Origin of the sequence: Lelliottia sp. JS-SCA-14, assembly GCF_035593345.1 — a bacterium.
GTDB classification, from domain to species: domain Bacteria; phylum Pseudomonadota; class Gammaproteobacteria; order Enterobacterales; family Enterobacteriaceae; genus Enterobacter; species Enterobacter wanjuensis.
Genome location: NZ_CP141606.1, coordinates 760,197 through 778,234, shown reverse-complemented (window position 1 = coordinate 778,234; position 18,038 = coordinate 760,197). Strand labels below are relative to the sequence as shown.

The 18,038-nt window shown below is 57.6% G+C and carries 12 protein-coding genes; 10 read left to right on the top strand and 2 right to left on the bottom strand.

Going from position 1 to position 18,038, the window contains the following annotated elements; translation table 11 throughout:
- Positions 1 to 52: 52 nt before the first annotated feature.
- Positions 53 to 895: an arabinose operon transcriptional regulator AraC gene (araC, locus tag U9O48_RS03695; RefSeq protein WP_282491629.1), complete on the bottom strand. Its 843-nt coding sequence runs from the start codon at positions 893 to 895 to the stop codon at positions 53 to 55.
- A 337-nt stretch (positions 896 to 1,232) separates the two neighbouring features.
- Between araC and araB the strand changes: the two genes are divergently transcribed.
- The 6 genes from araB to rluA all read left to right on the top strand — a co-directional run bounded on the left by araB (position 1,233) and on the right by rluA (position 11,449).
- Positions 1,233 to 2,942, top strand: a complete 1,710-nt coding sequence (gene araB / locus U9O48_RS03690; RefSeq protein WP_324723538.1) for a ribulokinase — start codon at positions 1,233 to 1,235, stop codon at positions 2,940 to 2,942.
- A 10-nt stretch (positions 2,943 to 2,952) separates the two neighbouring features.
- Positions 2,953 to 4,455 carry an L-arabinose isomerase gene (gene araA / locus U9O48_RS03685; RefSeq protein WP_324723537.1) on the top strand — a complete coding sequence of 501 codons (1,503 nt, stop codon included), beginning with the start codon at positions 2,953 to 2,955 and terminating at the stop codon, positions 4,453 to 4,455.
- 103 nt (positions 4,456 to 4,558) lie between these two features.
- Entirely contained in the window at positions 4,559 to 5,254 is a 696-nt protein-coding gene (gene araD, locus U9O48_RS03680; protein ID WP_282491626.1) for an L-ribulose-5-phosphate 4-epimerase, read from the top strand.
- A gap of 127 nt (positions 5,255 to 5,381) precedes the next feature.
- Entirely contained in the window at positions 5,382 to 7,739 is a 2,358-nt protein-coding gene (gene polB / locus U9O48_RS03675) for a DNA polymerase II (RefSeq protein ID WP_324723536.1), read from the top strand.
- 131 nt (positions 7,740 to 7,870) lie between these two features.
- Positions 7,871 to 10,777: an RNA polymerase-associated protein RapA gene (gene rapA, locus U9O48_RS03670; RefSeq protein WP_285153748.1), complete on the top strand. Its 2,907-nt coding sequence runs from the start codon at positions 7,871 to 7,873 to the stop codon at positions 10,775 to 10,777.
- Positions 10,778 to 10,789: 12 nt separating this feature from the next.
- Complete coding sequence (rluA, locus tag U9O48_RS03665; protein ID WP_282491620.1) at positions 10,790 to 11,449, top strand: bifunctional tRNA pseudouridine(32) synthase/23S rRNA pseudouridine(746) synthase RluA; 660 nt, start codon at positions 10,790 to 10,792, stop codon at positions 11,447 to 11,449.
- 34 nt (positions 11,450 to 11,483) lie between these two features.
- On the opposite strand, the gene djlA is transcribed toward rluA, so the two are convergent.
- Positions 11,484 to 12,305, bottom strand: coding sequence for a co-chaperone DjlA (djlA, locus tag U9O48_RS03660; protein WP_282491619.1), 822 nt, complete (start codon positions 12,303 to 12,305; stop codon positions 11,484 to 11,486).
- Positions 12,306 to 12,545: 240 nt separating this feature from the next.
- On the opposite strand from djlA, the gene lptD reads away from it, so the two are divergent.
- Genes lptD through rsmA form a run of 4 tightly spaced genes read left to right on the top strand, consistent with a single transcriptional unit; the run spans position 12,546 to position 18,038 of the window.
- On the top strand, positions 12,546 to 14,894 hold the full coding sequence (gene lptD / locus U9O48_RS03655) for an LPS assembly protein LptD (protein WP_324723533.1): 2,349 nt from the start codon (positions 12,546 to 12,548) through the stop codon (positions 14,892 to 14,894).
- Positions 14,895 to 14,947: 53 nt separating this feature from the next.
- Positions 14,948 to 16,234: a peptidylprolyl isomerase SurA gene (gene surA, locus U9O48_RS03650; protein WP_282491616.1), complete on the top strand. Its 1,287-nt coding sequence runs from the start codon at positions 14,948 to 14,950 to the stop codon at positions 16,232 to 16,234.
- Positions 16,234 to 17,220, top strand: a complete 987-nt coding sequence (gene pdxA / locus U9O48_RS03645; RefSeq protein WP_324723532.1) for a 4-hydroxythreonine-4-phosphate dehydrogenase PdxA — start codon at positions 16,234 to 16,236, stop codon at positions 17,218 to 17,220. Before surA ends, pdxA begins: the two co-directional genes overlap by 1 nt.
- Entirely contained in the window at positions 17,217 to 18,038 is an 822-nt protein-coding gene (gene rsmA / locus U9O48_RS03640; RefSeq protein ID WP_285146026.1) for a 16S rRNA (adenine(1518)-N(6)/adenine(1519)-N(6))-dimethyltransferase RsmA, read from the top strand. The genes pdxA and rsmA overlap by 4 nt, the downstream gene beginning before the upstream one ends.

Sequence of the window (18,038 nt, the reverse complement as noted above, 5' to 3'; positions counted from 1 at the left end):
AGTTTACCGGGTGCCGCCAGACTTCACCTGTTTGTTTAGTTTTATTTACGTTTTATTCACACCCCGCGCGGAATTCGCTGGGGCTGGCGCCAGTGCATTTCTTAAAGACGCGGGAGAAATAGAGCTGATCTTCAAAGCCGACATTACGGCCGACGGTGGCAATCGGCATGCGCGTGGTGCTGAGCAGCAGTTTGGCCTGGCTAATGCGCTGATCCTCGCGCCAGCTCAGGACGCTCACGCCCAGCTGCTGGCGGAAGAGATGCGACAGGCGCGACGGCGACAGACAGACGTGCTGGGCGACCCCCGCGATATCAAACTGGCTGTCCGCCAGATGGTCGCTGATGTACTGGCAGGCATCGCGCACGCGGTTATCCAGCGGCGGATTGAGCGACGCGTTAATCGCCTCCATGCGCCGCAGCAGCAGCTGTTCCAGCAGATTGATCGCCAGCAGTTCGGCGTAGCGCCCGCCCGCCTGGGCTTCAATAATCTGCGCAAACAGCTCGCGGAACTGCGCCTGATGCGCTTCGTCGGGGCGATAAAAACCGGTGTGGGCAAAAATCGCCGGCCAGGCCAGCCACTCCTGCCAGTAGGCGCGCGGGCGGAAGTAGACCCACTGGTGATACCACTCTTTCGCGTCCGGATGGCGTCCGTAGTGGTGAATCTCTCCCGGCGGGAACAGCAAAATATCGCCCGGACGACAGACAAACTGCCGATCGTGATTTTTGATGATCCCTTCGCCGCGCACGGTGATATTCAGGATATAGCCTTTCATCCCCAGCGGACGGTCGACGAAAAAGTCGAGGTAGCCGTCGGCTTCAATGGGAGTCAAACCCGCCACCAGATGGGCGTTGAAGGAGTAGCCCGGCAACAGGGGATCGTTTTGTATTTCGGCCATAAACAGGTGACTCCCGACGGTCAATAAGGAAACAAATTGTCCATATCGATAAAAGCCGTATAAAAACGGGTCGTTAAAAGATCCCAATCACCTGCCCGCTCTTTTAATTCCGCTTTGCCTCAGCCTTTACCCCAGATTTTTCCGCGACATCATGTCAATCAGCGGTAACAAAAGTGTCTATAACTGCGGCAGAAATGTCCACATTGAATATTTGCACGGCGTCACACTTTCCACCTCAACAGCAATTTAATCCATAAGATTAGCGGATCCTGCCTGACGATTTTCGCCCCCAATCTCTAATGTTGATCCATACCCGTTTTTTGATGGAGCAACATAAATGGCAATTGCGATTGGCCTCGATTTTGGCAGTGACTCGGTACGCGCCCTGGCGGTGGAGTGTCGTACGGGCCAGGAGATAGCAACCAGCGTGGAGTGGTATCCGCGCTGGCAAGAGGGGCGTTACTGCGATGCGCCAAATAACCAGTTCCGCCACCACCCGCGCGATTACATCGAATCGATGGAAGCGGCGATCAAAACCGTGCTTGCTGAGCTGAGCGAAGCCCAGCGCGCCGAGATTGTCGGCATCGGCGTGGACAGCACCGGCTCGACGCCAGCTCCGGTAGATGCCGAAGGCCGCGTGCTGGCGCTGCGCCCTGAGTTTGCCGACAACCCGAACGCCATGTTCGTGCTGTGGAAAGACCATACTGCGGTTGAAGAGGCCGAAGCCATCACCCGTTTGTGCCATCAGGCGGGCAAAACCGACTACTCCCGCTTCATTGGCGGGATTTATTCCAGCGAGTGGTTCTGGGCCAAAATTCTGCACGTCACCCGCGCCGACCGCGACGTGGCGCAGGCTGCGGTGTCGTGGATTGAGCTCTGCGACTGGGTGCCAGCCCTGCTGTCAGGCACCACCCGCCCGCAGGATATTCGCCGTGGACGCTGCAGCGCCGGGCATAAATCCCTGTGGCATGAAAGCTGGGGCGGACTGCCTCCGGCGGCATTCTTCGATGAACTCGATCCGCTCATCAATCAAAGCCTGAAATACCCGCTCTTTACCGATACCTATACCGCTGACATTCCGGTCGGAACCCTCTGCGCCGAGTGGGCGCAGCGTCTGGGTCTGCCGCAGAACGTGGCGATTTCCGGCGGGGCGTTCGACTGCCACATGGGTGCCGTCGGCGCGGGTGCGCAGCCGAACACGCTGGTGAAAGTCATTGGCACCTCGACCTGCGACATTCTCACCGCCGATAAAGCCACCGTCGGCGATCGCGCCGTGAAAGGGATTTGCGGTCAGGTGGACGGCAGCGTGGTCCCTGATTTTATCGGGCTGGAAGCAGGGCAATCCGCCTTCGGTGATATCTACGCCTGGTTTGGCCGCGTGCTCGGCTGGCCGCTTGATCAGCTGGCGGAAACCCATCCGGAACTGAAAGCGCAGATCGCCGCCAGCAAAAAACAGCTTCTTCCGCAGCTGACCGAAGCCTGGGCGAAAAACCCGTCGCTGGATCATCTCCCGGTGGTGCTTGACTGGTTTAACGGTCGTCGCACCCCGTTTGCCAATCAGCGTCTTAAAGGCGTGATCACCGACCTGAATCTGGCGACCGACGCGCCCGCGCTGTTTGGCGGCCTGATTGCGGCCACCGCCTTTGGCGCACGCGCCATCATGGAGTGCTTCACCGAACAGGGGATCGCCGTGAACGAGGTGATGGCTCTTGGCGGCATTGCGCGTAAAAACCCGGTGATCATGCAGGCTTGCTGCGACGTGCTGAACCGTCCGCTGCAGATCGTTGCCTCCGATCAGTGCTGTGCCCTCGGTGCCGCCATTTTCGCTGCCGTTGCGGCAGGCGTTCACGCGGATATCCCGACCGCGCAGCAGCACATGGCAAGCAAAGTTGAGAGCACGCTTCAGCCGCGCGCAGCGCAGGCCCAACGCTTCGAACAGCTTTATCAGCGCTACCTGCAGTGGTCGAAAAGCGCCGAACAGCACTATCTCCCAGTCGCCGCCCCGGCCAAAAACACCGCGGAAAAACCGGCAACCCTGACACATTAAGGACACGATAATGAGCATTTTTAGTAATTATGAAGTGTGGTTTGTCATTGGCAGCCAGCATTTATACGGACCGGAAGCGCTGCAGCAGGTGACAAAACACGCGGAGCACGTGGTTAACGCCCTGAACGCCGAGGCCAAACTGCCGTGCAAGCTGGTGCTGAAACCGCTCGGCACCACGCCGGACGAAATTACCCATATCTGCCGCGATGCGAACTACGACGACAAATGCGCCGGGATGGTGGTATGGCTGCACACCTTCTCCCCGGCCAAAATGTGGATCAACGGCCTGACGATCCTCAACAAACCGCTTCTCCAGTTCCATACCCAGTTCAACGCCTCCCTGCCGTGGGACAGCATCGATATGGACTTTATGAACCTGAACCAGACCGCACACGGCGGCCGCGAGTTCGGCTTCATCGGCGCGCGTATGCGCCAGCAGCACGGCGTGGTGACCGGTCACTGGCAGGATCAACACGCGCAGCAGCGCATCGGCTCCTGGATGCGCCAGGCGGTATCGAAACAGGATACCCGCCATCTGAAAGTGGTGCGTTTTGGCGACAACATGCGCGAAGTAGCGGTGACCGACGGCGATAAAGTCGCCGCGCAGATCAAATTTGGTTTCTCGGTAAACACCTGGGCCGTGGGCGATCTGGTGCAGGTGGTGAACGACATCAGCGAGGGCGATGTCAGCGCGCTGGTGGATGAATACGAAAGCAGCTACCGCCTGACCGCGGCGGCGCAGATCAACGGCGACAAGCGCCAGAACGTCATCGATGCGGCGCGTATCGAACTGGGCATGAAACGCTTCCTCGAACAGGGCGGCTTCCACGCCTTTACCACCACTTTTGAAGACCTCCACGGCCTGAAACAACTGCCAGGCCTGGCGGTACAACGTCTGATGCAGCAAGGCTACGGCTTTGCGGGCGAAGGCGACTGGAAAACCGCCGCCCTGCTTCGCATCATGAAGGTGATGTCGACCGGTCTACAGGGCGGCACCTCCTTTATGGAGGATTACACCTACCACTTCGAGAACGGCAACGATCTGGTGCTGGGCTCGCACATGCTGGAAGTGTGTCCTTCCATCGCCGTCGAAGAGAAACCGATCCTCGACGTGCAATACCTGGGCATTGGCGGCAAAGCCGATCCGGCCCGTCTGATCTTCAACACCCGCACCGGCCCGGCGATTAACGCCAGCCTGATCGATCTCGGCGATCGCTTCCGTCTGCTGGTGAACTGCGTGGATGCCGTCGAAACCCCGCATTCCCTGCCAAAACTGCCGGTGGCGAACGCCCTGTGGAAAGCGCAGCCGGATCTGCCAACCGCATCGGAGGCCTGGATCGTCGCCGGTGGCGCGCACCATACGGTCTTCAGCCACTCGCTGGATCTGAACGATATGCGCCAGTTCGCGGAGTTGCATGACATCGAGCTGACCGTCATCGACAACGACACCCGTCTGCCAGCGTTTAAAGATGCGCTGCGCTGGAACGAAGTCTATTACGGTTCAAAACGTTAAGTACGGTGACGGATTGCCCGGTGGCACTTCGTTTACCGGGCCTACGGGAGCGCACAAACACTGTAGGCCGGGTCAGCGAAGCGCCACCCGGCATGGAGACAACATGTTAGAAGATCTCAAACGTCAGGTGCTGGAAGCCAACCTCGCCCTGCCGAAACACCATCTCGTTACCCTCACCTGGGGCAACGTCAGCGCCGTCGATCGGGAGAAAGGCGTCTTTGTGATTAAACCCTCCGGCGTGGATTACAGCGTAATGACCGCCGACGACATGGTGGTGGTGAGCATCGCCACCGGCGAAGTCGTCGAAGGGACCAAAAAGCCCTCCTCCGATACGCCAACCCATCGCCTGCTCTATCAGTCATTCCCGTCGATTGGCGGCATCGTCCACACCCACTCGCGCCACGCCACCATCTGGGCGCAGGCCGGGCAGTCGATTCCGGCGACGGGCACGACGCATGCCGACTATTTCTACGGCTCCATCCCCTGCACGCGTAAAATGACCGACGCCGAAATCAACGGCGAGTACGAGTGGGAGACGGGCAACGTGATCGTCGAAACCTTTGAAAAACAGGGGATCGACGCGGCGCAAATGCCAGGCGTCTTGGTTCACTCCCACGGCCCATTCGCCTGGGGTAAAAACGCCGAAGACGCGGTACATAACGCCATCGTGCTGGAAGAAGTCGCCTACATGGGGATCTTCTGCCGCCAGCTGTCACCGCAGCTCCCGGACATGCAGCAAACGCTGCTGGATAAACACTATCTGCGCAAGCACGGGGCGAAGGCGTATTACGGGCAGTGATCGGTTAGGGTTTTGTAGGCTGGATAAGCGCAGCACCATCCGGCAAAAACACACCTGTATATAACCCCAGCAAAGACCCCTTAACCAGGCTATACTCACGCCTGGTTTTGTTTTTTGGGATAACGGCGTGGCGCAGGCGCGAGAAGGCTTTTTACTGACCCGGCACTGGCGGGATACCCCTCAGGGCACCGAAGTGGAATTCTGGCTGGCAACGGACGAGGGTCCGCTGAACGTCACACTTCCGCCGCAAGAGTCTGTGGCCTTTATCCCGGAACAGTACGTTGAAAAAACGCGCGAGGTATTGCGCGGGGAAAACGGCTGGCGCATCACGCCGCTGGAGCTGAAAGATTTCCACCGTACGCCTGTGTTTGGGCTGTACTGCCGCGCGCATCGCCAGCTGATGCGCTATGAAAAGTTGCTGCGCGAAGCGGGTGTGACGCTCTACGAAGCGGATATTCGTCCGCCGGAACGTTTCCTGATGGAGCGCTTTATCACCGCCCCCGTCTGGGTCGACGGCACGCCGCAAGGCGACAAACTCATTAACGCCCGTCTGAAACCCAATCCCCACTACCGCCCGCCGCTGAAATGGGTGTCGCTGGATATCGAAACCACGCGCCACGGCGAGCTGTACTGCATCGGGCTGGAAGGCTGCGGCCAGCGGATTGTCTACATGCTGGGCCCGGAAAACGGCGATGCGTCGGGACTCGATTTTGAGCTTGTGTACGTCAACAGTCGCCCGCAGCTGATCGAAAAACTCAACCAGTGGTTTGCCACCCACGATCCCGATGTGCTGATCGGCTGGAACGTGGTGCAGTTTGACCTGCGCGTTTTGCAAAAACATGCCGAGCGCTACCGCATTCCCCTGATGCTCGGGCGCGGCAACAGCGAGCTGGAGTGGCGCGAGCACGGTTTTAAAAACGGCGTGTTCTTTGCCCAGGCCAACGGTCGGGTGATTATCGACGGCATCGAAGCCCTCAAATCCGCGTTCTGGAGTTTCTCCTCTTTCTCGCTGGAAGCAGTCTCCCAGGAGCTGCTCGGCGAAGGGAAATCCATCGACAATCCCTGGGATCGCATGGACGAGATCGACCGGCGCTTCAACGAAGACAAACCAGCGCTGGCCACCTACAACCTGAAAGACTGCGAACTGGTGACGCGGATTTTCCATAAGACCGAAATCATGCCGTTCCTGCTGGAACGCGCCACCGTCAACGGCCTGGCGATCGATCGCCACGGCGGATCTGTTGCTGCGTTCGGCCACCTTTATATTCCGCGTATGCACCGCGCGGGTTATGTCGCGCCGAATCTCGGCGAAGTTCCGCCCCAGGCCAGCCCCGGCGGGTATGTGATGGACTCGCGGCCTGGGCTGTATGATTCGGTGCTGGTGCTGGACTATAAAAGCCTGTACCCGTCGATCATTCGCACCTTCCTGATCGATCCCGTCGGGCTGGTCGAGGGCATGGCTCAGCCCGATGACGCCCACAGCACGGAAGGTTTTCTCGGCGCGCGTTTCTCGCGGGAGAAACACTGCCTGCCGGAGATCGTCAGCCAGATCTGGCACGGGCGCGACGAGGCCAAGCGCCATCACAATAAACCCCTCTCTCAGGCGCTGAAGATCATTATGAACGCCTTCTACGGCGTGCTCGGGACCAGCGCCTGTCGGTTTTTCGATCCCCGCCTCGCCTCGTCGATCACCATGCGCGGGCATGAGATCATGCGCCAGACCAAAGCCCTGGTGGAATCCCAGGGCTATGACGTGATCTACGGCGACACGGACTCGACCTTTGTCTGGCTGAAAGGCGCACACAGCGAAGAGGCCGCCGCCAAAATTGGCAACGATCTGGTGGCTTTCATTAACGACTGGTGGCAAAACCATTTGCAAAAAGAGCGCTTAACCAGCGCCTTAGAAATTGAATTTGAAACCCATTTCAGCCGCTTTTTGATGCCGACGATTCGCGGCACCGAGCAGGGCAGCAAGAAGCGTTACGCCGGTTTGATTCAGGAAGGCGACTCGCAGCGCATGGTGTTTAAAGGGCTGGAAACCGTGCGCACCGACTGGACCCCGCTGGCGCAACAGTTCCAGCAGACGCTCTATCTGCGCGTGTTTCGCAACGAGCCGTATCAGGATTATGTCCGCGAGACCATCGCCAGCCTGCTGGCAGGAGAGCTGGACAGCCAGCTAGTCTATCGTAAGCGTCTGCGCCGCCCGCTGGCGGAGTATCAGCGCAACGTTCCGCCGCACGTTCGCGCCGCCAGGCTGGCCGATGAAGAGAACCTGCGTCTCGGTCGCGCGCCGCAGTATCAAAACCGGGGAACCATCAAATACGTCTGGACCACCAGCGGCCCGGAGCCGGTCGATTATCAGCACTCGCCGCTGGATTACGATCACTATCTGACGCGCCAGTTAATGCCTGTTGCCGATGGAATATTACCCTTCGTCGACGATGATTTTGCTACACTCATGACAGGGCAACTGGGGCTATTTTGACGCGTGACGAAAACGCCGCCATCCAGTACCATAGCGCCCTTTCCATTCCCGGACCCATTTTTCGATGGCCGTCACTCTGCGACGGTGGTCGAACTATTGCCTGCAAAACTAAAGATTAGAGCCCAATAACTATGCCTTTTACACTTGGTCAACGCTGGATCAGCGATACAGAAAGCGAACTTGGATTAGGAACTGTGGTAGCGCTGGATGCGCGTATGGTCACGATCCTCTTCCCGGCCACGGGTGAAAACCGTCTGTATGCACGCAATGATTCCCCTGTTACCCGCGTCATGTTTAACCCGGGTGACACCGTTACCAGCCATGAAGGCTGGCAGCTGAAGATTGAAGACGTAAAAGAAGAGAATGGGATCCTCGCCTACATCGGTACGCGGGTGGACACCGAAGAGACCAATGTCATCCTGCGCGAAGTGCTGCTCGACAGCCGCCTGGTCTTCAGCAAGCCGCAGGACCGTCTGTTTGCCGGTCAGATTGACCGCATGGACCGTTTTGCCCTGCGCTATCGCGCGCGTAAATTCCAGAGTGAACAGTACCGTATGCCGTGGAGCGGCCTGCGCGGTCAGCGTACCAGCCTGATCCCGCACCAGCTGAACATCGCCCACGACGTCGGTCGTCGTCATGCGCCGCGCGTCCTGCTGGCCGATGAAGTGGGCCTCGGCAAAACCATCGAAGCGGGTATGATCCTGCATCAACAGCTGCTCTCTGGCGCCGCCGAGCGCGTACTGATTGTGGTGCCAGAAACTCTGCAACACCAGTGGCTGGTCGAGATGCTGCGCCGCTTCAACCTGCGTTTCTCCCTGTTCGATGACGAGCGCTACGCCGAAGCTCAGCACGACGCGGACAACCCGTTTGAAACAGAGCAGCTGGTGATCTGCTCCCTCGATTTCGTGCGCCGCAGCAAGCAGCGCCTTGAGCATCTGTGCGACGCCGAGTGGGATATCATGGTCGTCGACGAAGCGCACCACCTGGTGTGGAGTGAAGACGCGCCAAGCCGTGAGTACATGGCTATCGAACAGCTGGCAGAGCGCGTGCCGGGTATTCTGCTGCTGACCGCCACGCCGGAACAGCTGGGTCTCGAAAGCCACTTTGCCCGTCTGCGTCTGCTTGATCCCAACCGTTTCCACGATTTCTCGGTGTTCGTCGAAGAACAGCAAAACTATCGCCCGGTTGCCGACGCGGTGGCGCTGCTGCTGGCCGGGAAACACCTCTCCAACGATGAACTCAACACCCTGAGCGAGCTGATTGGCGAACAGGATATTGAGCCGCTGCTGCACGCCGCGAACAGCGACCGCGATGACGCCGAAACCGCGCGTCAGGAGCTGGTCTCGATGCTGATGGACCGCCACGGCACCAGCCGCGTGCTGTTCCGTAACACCCGTAATGGCGTGAAAGGCTTCCCTAAACGCGAGCTGCACACCATCAAGCTGCCGCTGCCGACCCAGTATCAGACGGCGATTAAAGTCTCCGGCATCATGGGTGCGCGTAAAAGTGCGGAAGAGCGCGCGCGTGACATGCTCTATCCGGAACAGATTTACCAGGAGTTCGAAGGCGATACCGGAACCTGGTGGAACTTCGATCCGCGCGTCGAGTGGCTGATGGGTTATCTGACGGCTCACCGCTCACAGAAAGTGCTGGTGATTTGCGCCAAAGCGGCCACCGCGCTGCAGCTGGAGCAGGTCCTGCGCGAGCGGGAAGGGATCCGCGCCGCCGTGTTCCACGAAGGGATGTCGATCATAGAGCGTGACCGCGCAGCGGCCTGGTTCGGCGAAGAGGACAGCGGCGCGCAGGTTCTGCTGTGCTCCGAAATCGGCTCCGAAGGGCGTAACTTCCAGTTCGCCAGCCATCTGGTGATGTTCGATCTGCCGTTTAACCCGGATCTGCTGGAGCAGCGTATCGGCCGTCTGGACCGTATCGGTCAGGCGCACGATATTCAGATCCACGTCCCGTTCCTCGAAAAAACCGCTCAGTCCGTACTGGTGCGCTGGTTCCACGAAGGGCTGGACGCCTTTGAACATACCTGCCCGACCGGGCGCACCATTTACGACCAGGTGCACAGCGATCTGATCGGCTACCTGGCGGCCCCGGAAGAGACCGAAGGTTTTGACGACCTGATCAAATCCTGTCGCGAGAAGCACGACGCGCTGAAACTGCAGCTCGAACAAGGCCGCGACCGCCTGCTGGAGATCCACTCCAACGGCGGCGAAAAAGCGCAGCAGCTTGCCGAAAGCATTGAAGAGCAGGACGACGACACCAGCCTGATCAGTTTTGCGATGAACCTGTTTGATATCGTGGGTATCAACCAGGACGATCGCGGCGAAAACATGATCGTCCTGACGCCGTCCGATCACATGCTGGTCCCGGATTTCCCGGGTCTGCCGGAGGATGGCTGCACCATCACCTTCGAGCGTGACGTCGCGCTTTCCCGTGAAGACGCGCAGTTCATCACCTGGGAACACCCGCTGATTCGCAACGGTCTGGATTTGATCCTCTCAGGCGATACGGGCAGCAGCACCATTTCCCTGCTGAAAAACAAAGCGCTGCCTGTCGGGACGCTGCTGTTAGAGCTTATCTACGTGGTGGAGGCGCAGGCACCGAAACAGCTGCAGCTCAACCGCTTCCTGCCTGCGACGCCGGTGCGTCTGATGCTCGACAAAAACGGCACCAACCTCGCCGCACAGGTGGAGTTTGAGAGCTTTAACCGTCAGCTGAGCGCGGTGAACCGCCACACGGGCAGCAAGCTGGTGAATGCCGTTCAGCAGGACGTGCATGCCATCCTGCAGCAGGGCGAAGCGCAGATTGAGAAAGCTGCCCGCGCGCTGATTGATGCCGCTCGCAGCGAAGCGGACGATAAACTCTCGGCCGAACTGTCGCGTCTGGAAGCCTTAAAAGCGGTGAACCCAAACATCCGTGACGACGAGCTGGCTGCGATCGAGAGCAACCGCGAGCAGGTCATGGAAAGCCTGGATCAGGCGAGCTGGCGACTGGACGCGCTGCGTCTGATCGTTGTGACGCATCAGTAACCGGAGCGCGACATGATCATGGAGACCTACAATCCGCCGATGGACCCGTGGCTGGTCATTCTGTATCAGGATGAGCACATCATGGTGGTCAACAAGCCCAGCGGCCTGTTGTCCGTGCCGGGACGTCTGGAGGAGCACAAAGACAGCGTGATGACGCGCGTGCAGCGCGATTATCCGCAGGCGGAGTCCGTGCATCGCCTGGATATGGCGACCAGCGGCGTGATTGTGGTGGCTCTGACCAAAGCGGCTGAGCGCGAATTAAAGCGCCAGTTCCGCGATCGTGAACCGAAGAAACAGTACGTCGCGCGCATCTGGGGACACCCGGAGAAGGCAGAAGGTCTGGTGGATTTGCCGCTGATTTGCGACTGGCCGAACCGGCCTAAGCAAAAAGTCTGTTTTGAAACCGGCAAGGCGGCGCAGACGGAGTATGAAGTGCTGGAGTACGCGCCGGATAACACCGCGCGTATTCTGCTTAAACCTATTACCGGGCGTTCGCACCAGCTGCGCGTGCATATGCTGGCGTTAGGTCATCCGATTCTGGGGGATCGCTTTTACGCCACACCTGAAGCGCTGGCGTTAGCACCGCGGCTGCAATTGCACGCTCAGATGCTGACAATAACGCATCCGGAGTTTGGCAATCTGATGACCTTTAAAGCACCCGCTGACTTTTAACCGTGTGGCCCGGCGCTTGCCGGGCCAACGCGTGTTACTTAAAGCCCTTCTGCTCTTTAATGAGCTCGTACGCTTTCTGAATTTCCTGCGCTTTCTGCTTCGCCATCTCCATCATCTCCGGCGGTAACCCTTTGGCCACCAGTTTATCCGGGTGATGTTCGCTCATCAGCTTGCGATAGGCGCGTTTGATGGTGGTCGCGTCGTCGGTCGCTTTCACGCCCAGCACGTTACAGGCATCTTCGAGCGTCGGACCGCGCTGCGCCTGCTGCCAGCCGCCGCCCGCAGACTGCTGCTGGTGCTGATAGCCGCCGCCAAACTGCGCCCCGCCCTGCATCATGCGCAGGAACTGGTCGAACTGCATGCGGGAAATGCCCAGCTCTTCGGCAATCACATACAACACGTCGCGTTCGTTCGGATGTAGAGAACCGTCGGCAAACGCCGCCTGGATCTGAATTTCGAGAAACATCCGAATGAGGTCAAAACGGCCGAAACAGATGCTGCGGAACTGGCGCATTTTCTCGCGCAGGGGATAGTTATCCGCCTTGCCGATACGAAACGCATTTTGCGCGGCAACGCGTGACTCACCGTGCAGGCTCATGCGATCCATAAACACGCTGGCAATCTGAATGTCCGCTTCGGTAACGCGCCCTTTCGACTTGGTTAAATGCCCCATCACCTCAAAGGTGGTGGAGAAAAAGAGTGCCTGACGCTCGCGCTGGTTGGCAAAGAAGGCCATTTTGCGGCTGCGCGCCTTATCAAACATATGCCCGATAATGAGGCCCAGCACGATGCCCCAGAACCCTGCGCCCATCAATAAAGCGAACGCCACGCCAATGATTTTACCCCAATACTGCATAGACTCCCCGTATGGTCATGTTCCAGGTCTCGACGCAACTCCATCATCTCAGTGGTCGAGCCACGGTCAATTGAGGGACATCGCCTATAATTTGCATTATCATACTCGTCATTCGATAGCGAGCCTAACACTCTGACTCGTAACCGGGCAGGATTAACGCTGGCACTGCGCAGATGAGTAAGATAGTCTCTGAGCGTTTGTAAGCCGTAGCCACTGATGACGGAACACTAAATATAACGTATGAAAAAACGTATCCCCACCCTCCTGGCCACCATGATCGCCGCCGCTCTGTACAGTCAACAGGGCATGGCTGCCGATCTTGCCTCGCAATGTATGCTGGGCATTCCAAGCTATGATCGCCCACTGGTGCAGGGTGATACCAATAACTTGCCTGTCACGATTAATGCCGACCACGCGAAGGGGAATTACCCTGATAACGCGACCTTCACGGGTAATGTCGACATTAACCAGGGTAACAGCCGTCTGCAGGCGGACGAAGTTCAGTTGCATCAGAAGCAACCCGAGGGCGCGGCTGAGCCCGTCCGAACGGTGGATGCTCTGGGCAATGTGCACTATGACGACAATCAGGTCATCCTGAAAGGTCCGAAAGGCTGGGCAAACCTGAATACTAAAGATACCAACGTCTGGGAAGGTGATTACCAGATGGTGGGTCGCCAGGGGCGCGGTAAAGCGGACCTGATGAAACAGCGCGGCGAAAACCGCTACACCATTCTGGAGAACGGCTCCTTTACCTCCTGTCTGCCGGGTTCCAATACCTGGAGCGTGGTCGGGAGCGAAGTGATCCACGACCGAGAAGAGGAAGTCGCGGAGATCTGGAATGCGCGCTTCAAACTCGGCCCGGTGCCGGTGTTCTACAGCCCCTATTTGCAGCTTCCGGTTGGCGATAAGCGTCGTTCAGGCTTCCTGATCCCGAATGCCAAATACAGCACCTCGAACTATTTTGAGTTCTACCTGCCGTATTACTGGAACATCGCGCCCAACATGGACGCCACCATTACGCCGCACTATATCCATAAGCGCGGCAATATTCAGTGGCAGAACGAGTTCCGCTATCTGACCCAGGCGGGTTCCGGTTTGATGGAACTGGATTATCTGCCATCTGACAAGGTGTACCAGGACGAGCATCCAACAGAGGGCGATCGCCACCGCTGGTTATACTACTGGCAGCATGCGGGCGTGATGGATCAGGTGTGGCGCTTCAACGTCGACTACACCAAAGTCAGCGACCCTTACTATTTTAATGATTTCGATTCTAAGTACGGTTCCAGTACTGACGGCTATGCGACGCAGAAATTCAGCGTCGGTTATGCCATCCAGAACTTTAACGCCACGGTATCGACCAAGCAGTTCCAGGTCTTCAGCAACCAGACGCGTAGCACCTACGGTGCTGAGCCGCAGCTGGACGTGAACTGGTATCAGAATGACGTCGGTCCGTTTGACACTCGCGTCTATGGTCAGGCCGTACACTTCGTGAACACCAACTCCGACATGCCGGAAGCCACGCGTGTGCACCTTGAGCCGACGATCAACCTGCCTTTATCTAACGACTGGGCGAGTCTGAACACCGAAGCCAAGATGATGGCGACCCATTATCAGCAGAAGAATCTGGACACGTATAACGCCCGTTACGGCACCGATCTCGAAGAGTCCGTTAACCGCGTGCTGCCGCAGTTCAAAATGGACGGCAAGCTGATTTTCGAACGTGACATGAACCTGGCGAGCGGGTATACCCAAACGCTGGAGCCGCGCATGCAGTACCTGTATGTACCGTATCGCGATCAGAGCAAAATCCAGAACTACGACTCCTCTTTCCTCCAGTCCGACTATAGCGGCCTGTTCCGCGATCGGACTTATGGCGGCCTTGACCGTATTGCTTCCGCGAACCAGGTCACCACCGGTGTGACAACTCGCGTATATGATGATGCTGCGGTTGAACGTTTTAACGTTTCTGTTGGTCAAATCTACTACTTCACCGAAGCACGTACCGGTGATGACAACATTAACTGGGAGAAAGACAACAAAACGGGTGCTCTGGTGTGGGCGGGCGATACCTACTGGCGTATGACCGATCGCTGGGGTCTGCGCGGTGGTCTGCAGTACGACACACGACTGGATAATGTCGCGACCAGCAGCGCCAGCATTGAATATCGCCGTGATGAGGACCGGATGGTGCAGTTGACCTACCGTTACGCCAGCCCGGAATATATTCAGGCGACGCTGCCAAACTACGCCACCGCCGATCAGTACAAGGACGGTATTGCGCAGGTCGGTGGTGCGGCAAGCTGGCCGATCGCCGATCGCTGGTCAATTGTGGGCGCTTACTACTTCGACACCAATACCAGCAAGCCAGCAGATCAGATGGTTGGTTTGCAATATAACTCCTGCTGTTACGCGCTTCGCGTCGGTTACGAACGCAAGCTTAACGGCTGGGATACCACGAATAATCAGAGCAAATACGATAACGTCATTGGCTTCAATGTCGAATTGCGCGGCCTGAGCTCCAACTACGGCCTGGGCACGCAGCAGATGCTGCGCTCGAACATTCTGCCATATCGTAGTTCCTTGTAATGTGCTTGATTTACAACGCCATCCGCTTTGCGGTTAATTGAAATGGAAAAAGTATGAAGAACTGGAAAACGCTGCTGCTCGGTATCGCTATGGTTGCGAACACCAGCTATGCCGCGCCACAGGTTGTTGATAAAGTCGCCGCCGTTGTGAACAACGGTGTAGTACTTGAGAGCGACGTTACTGGTTTAATGCAATCTGTGAAGCTCAATTCGGGCGAGGCAGGTCAGCAACTTCCCGATGACGCCACGCTGCGCCATCAGATCCTCGAACGTCTGATCATGGATCAGATTGTGCTGCAGATGGGTCAGAAAATGGGTGTGAAGGTGACCGATCAGCAGCTCGATGAGGCCATCGCTAACATTTCCAAGCAGAACAACATGACGCTCGACCAGATGCGCAGCCGTCTGGCTTACGATGGCATCAGCTACGCGACCTACCGGAATCAGATCCGCAAAGAGATGCTGATTTCTGAAGTGCGTAACAACGAAGTGCGTCGTCGCGTAACCATCCTGCCTCAGGAAGTGGATCAGCTGGCGAAGCAGGTTGGCAGTCAGAATGATGCCAGCACCGAGCTGAACCTGAGCCACATCCTGATTCCTCTCCCGGAAAACCCAACCTCCGATCAGGCGGCTGAAGCGGAAAGTCAGGCGCGCTCTATCGTAGATCAGGCGCGTAACGGCAGTGACTTCGGCAAACTGGCAATCAGCTACTCTGCTGACCAGCAGGCGCTGAAAGGCGGCCAGATGGGCTGGGGTCGTATTCAGGAGCTGCCGTCTATCTTTGCGCAGGCGCTGAGCACGGCGAAGAAAGGCGACATTATCGGTCCAATCCGTTCCGGTGTGGGCTTCCACATTCTGAAAGTGAACGATATGCGCGGCCAGAGCCAGAGCATTTCTGTGACTGAAGTTCACGCTCGTCACATCCTGCTGAAGCCGTCTCCGATCATGACTGACGATCAGGCGCGCGTGAAACTGGAGCAGATTGCTGCGGATATCAAGAGCGGTAAAACCTCGTTCGCCAATGCCGCGAAAGAGTTCTCTCAAGATCCTGGCTCTGCAAACCAGGGCGGCGATCTGGGCTGGGCGGCAGCGGATATCTACGATCCAGCCTTCCGCGATGCGCTGATGAAGCTGAACAAAGGCCAGATGAGCGCGCCGGTTCACTCCTCCTTCGGCTGGCACTTGATCGAGCTGATGGATACCCGCAACGTGGATAAAACCGACGCGGCGCAGAAAGACCGCGCTTACCGTATGCTGTTCAACCGTAAGTTCTCTGAAGAAGCGGCGACCTGGATGCAGGAACAACGCGCCAGTGCTTACGTGAAAATCCTGAGCAACTAATGAAACCACAACGTGTTGTCATCACTCCCGGCGAGCCCGCCGGGATTGGTCCTGACCTCGTCGTCCAGCTCGCACAGCAGAGCTGGCCGGTGGAACTGGTTGTCTGCGCTGATGAAACACTGTTAAAAGACCGGGCTGAATGGCTCGGTCTGCCTTTAACGCTCCTGCCCTACGACGCCAGCCAAACACCTGTTCCGCAAACGGCGGGCACTTTAACCCTTCTTCCGGTTCCCCTTCGCGCTCCTGTCACGCCCGGTCAGCTCAGTACCGAAAACGGTCACTACGTTGTCGAGACGCTGGCGCGCGCCTGTGATGGTTGCCTGAGCGGTGAATTTGCCGCGTTGATTACCGGCCCAGTGCATAAAGGCGTGATTAACGACGCGGGTGTGCCTTTTACCGGTCACACGGAGTTCTTTGAAGAGCGCTCCCACAGCGACAACGTGGTGATGATGCTGGCAACAGAAGAGCTGCGCGTCGCGCTGGTGACGACCCATTTGCCGCTGAAAGCTATTTCAGAGGCGATCACGCCAGACCTGCTGCGCGAAATCATCACCATTTTGCATCACGACCTGCAAACCAAATTCGGCATTAACGCACCGCATATTTTGGTCTGCGGGCTGAATCCGCATGCGGGCGAAGGCGGGCATATGGGCACGGAAGAGATCGATACCATCATTCCGGTGCTGGAAGAGATGCGCGGCAAAGGGATGAATCTTAGCGGGCCGCTGCCTGCTGATACCCTTTTCCAGGCTAAATATCTCGATAACGCCGATGCGGTGCTCGCGATGTACCACGATCAGGGCCTGCCCGTGCTAAAATACCAGGGATTTGGCCGCGCCGTGAACATCACGCTCGGTTTACCCTTTATTCGAACGTCCGTGGACCACGGTACTGCGCTGGATCTGGCAGGAAAAGGCCAGGCGGATGTCGGCAGTTTTATTACGGCGCTTAATCTCGCCATCAAAATGATTGTTAATACTCAATGAATACTAGAGTCCATCAGGGCCACTTAGCCCGCAAACGCTTCGGGCAAAACTTCCTTAACGATCAGTTCGTTATCGAAAGCATCGTTTCCGCCATTAATCCACAGAAAGGCCAGGCGATGGTCGAAATCGGTCCGGGCCTTGCGGCGCTGACGGAGCCTGTGGGTGAACGCCTCGACGAAATGACGGTTATCGAGCTGGACCGCGATCTGGCCGCTCGTCTGCAAACGCATCCGTTCCTTGGCCCTAAGCTGACGATTTATCAGCAGGACGCCATGACCATGAACTTCGCCGAGCTGTCCGAGAAGCTGGGCCAGCCGCTGCGCGTGTTCGGCAACCTGCCGTATAACATCTCCACGCCGCTGATGTTCCATCTGTTTAGCTATACTGATGCCATTGCCGACATGCACTTCATGCTGCAAAAAGAGGTCGTCAACCGACTGGTTGCAGGGCCGAACAGTAAAGCGTATGGTCGATTGAGCGTCATGGCGCAATACTATTGCCAGATTATCCCGGTGCTGGAAGTGCCGCCGACGGCGTTTACGCCAGCGCCAAAAGTGGATTCAGCGGTCGTGCGTCTGGTGCCACACGCTGTGATGCCGTATCCGGTTAAAGAGCTGCGCGTGCTGAGCCGCATCACCACCGAGGCCTTTAACCAGCGTCGTAAAACGATTCGTAACAGCCTGGGTAACTCGTTTACCGTCGAAGTGCTGACCGAATTAGGTATCGATCCAGCGATGCGTGCGGAAAACATTTCCGTTGAGCAGTACTGTAAGTTGGCTAACTACATCAGCGACAACGCACCGCCAAAGGAGAGCTAA

Excerpts from the sequence above, each read along its gene's own strand:
- rapA (WP_285153748.1), top strand. The coding sequence starts at position 7,871 with ATGCCTTTTACACTTGGTCAACGCTGGATCAGCGATACAGAAAGCGAA.
- araD (WP_282491626.1), top strand. The coding sequence starts at position 4,559 with ATGTTAGAAGATCTCAAACGTCAGGTGCTGGAAGCCAACCTCGCCCTG.
- araC (WP_282491629.1), bottom strand. The coding sequence starts at position 895 with ATGGCCGAAATACAAAACGATCCCCTGTTGCCGGGCTACTCCTTCAAC.
- djlA (WP_282491619.1), bottom strand. The coding sequence starts at position 12,305 with ATGCAGTATTGGGGTAAAATCATTGGCGTGGCGTTCGCTTTATTGATG.
- araA (WP_324723537.1), top strand. The coding sequence starts at position 2,953 with ATGAGCATTTTTAGTAATTATGAAGTGTGGTTTGTCATTGGCAGCCAG.
- araB (WP_324723538.1), top strand. The coding sequence starts at position 1,233 with ATGGCAATTGCGATTGGCCTCGATTTTGGCAGTGACTCGGTACGCGCC.
- rsmA (WP_285146026.1), top strand. The coding sequence starts at position 17,217 with ATGAATACTAGAGTCCATCAGGGCCACTTAGCCCGCAAACGCTTCGGG.
- lptD (WP_324723533.1), top strand. The coding sequence starts at position 12,546 with ATGAAAAAACGTATCCCCACCCTCCTGGCCACCATGATCGCCGCCGCT.
- rluA (WP_282491620.1), top strand. The coding sequence starts at position 10,790 with ATGATCATGGAGACCTACAATCCGCCGATGGACCCGTGGCTGGTCATT.
- surA (WP_282491616.1), top strand. The coding sequence starts at position 14,948 with ATGAAGAACTGGAAAACGCTGCTGCTCGGTATCGCTATGGTTGCGAAC.
- pdxA (WP_324723532.1), top strand. The coding sequence starts at position 16,234 with ATGAAACCACAACGTGTTGTCATCACTCCCGGCGAGCCCGCCGGGATT.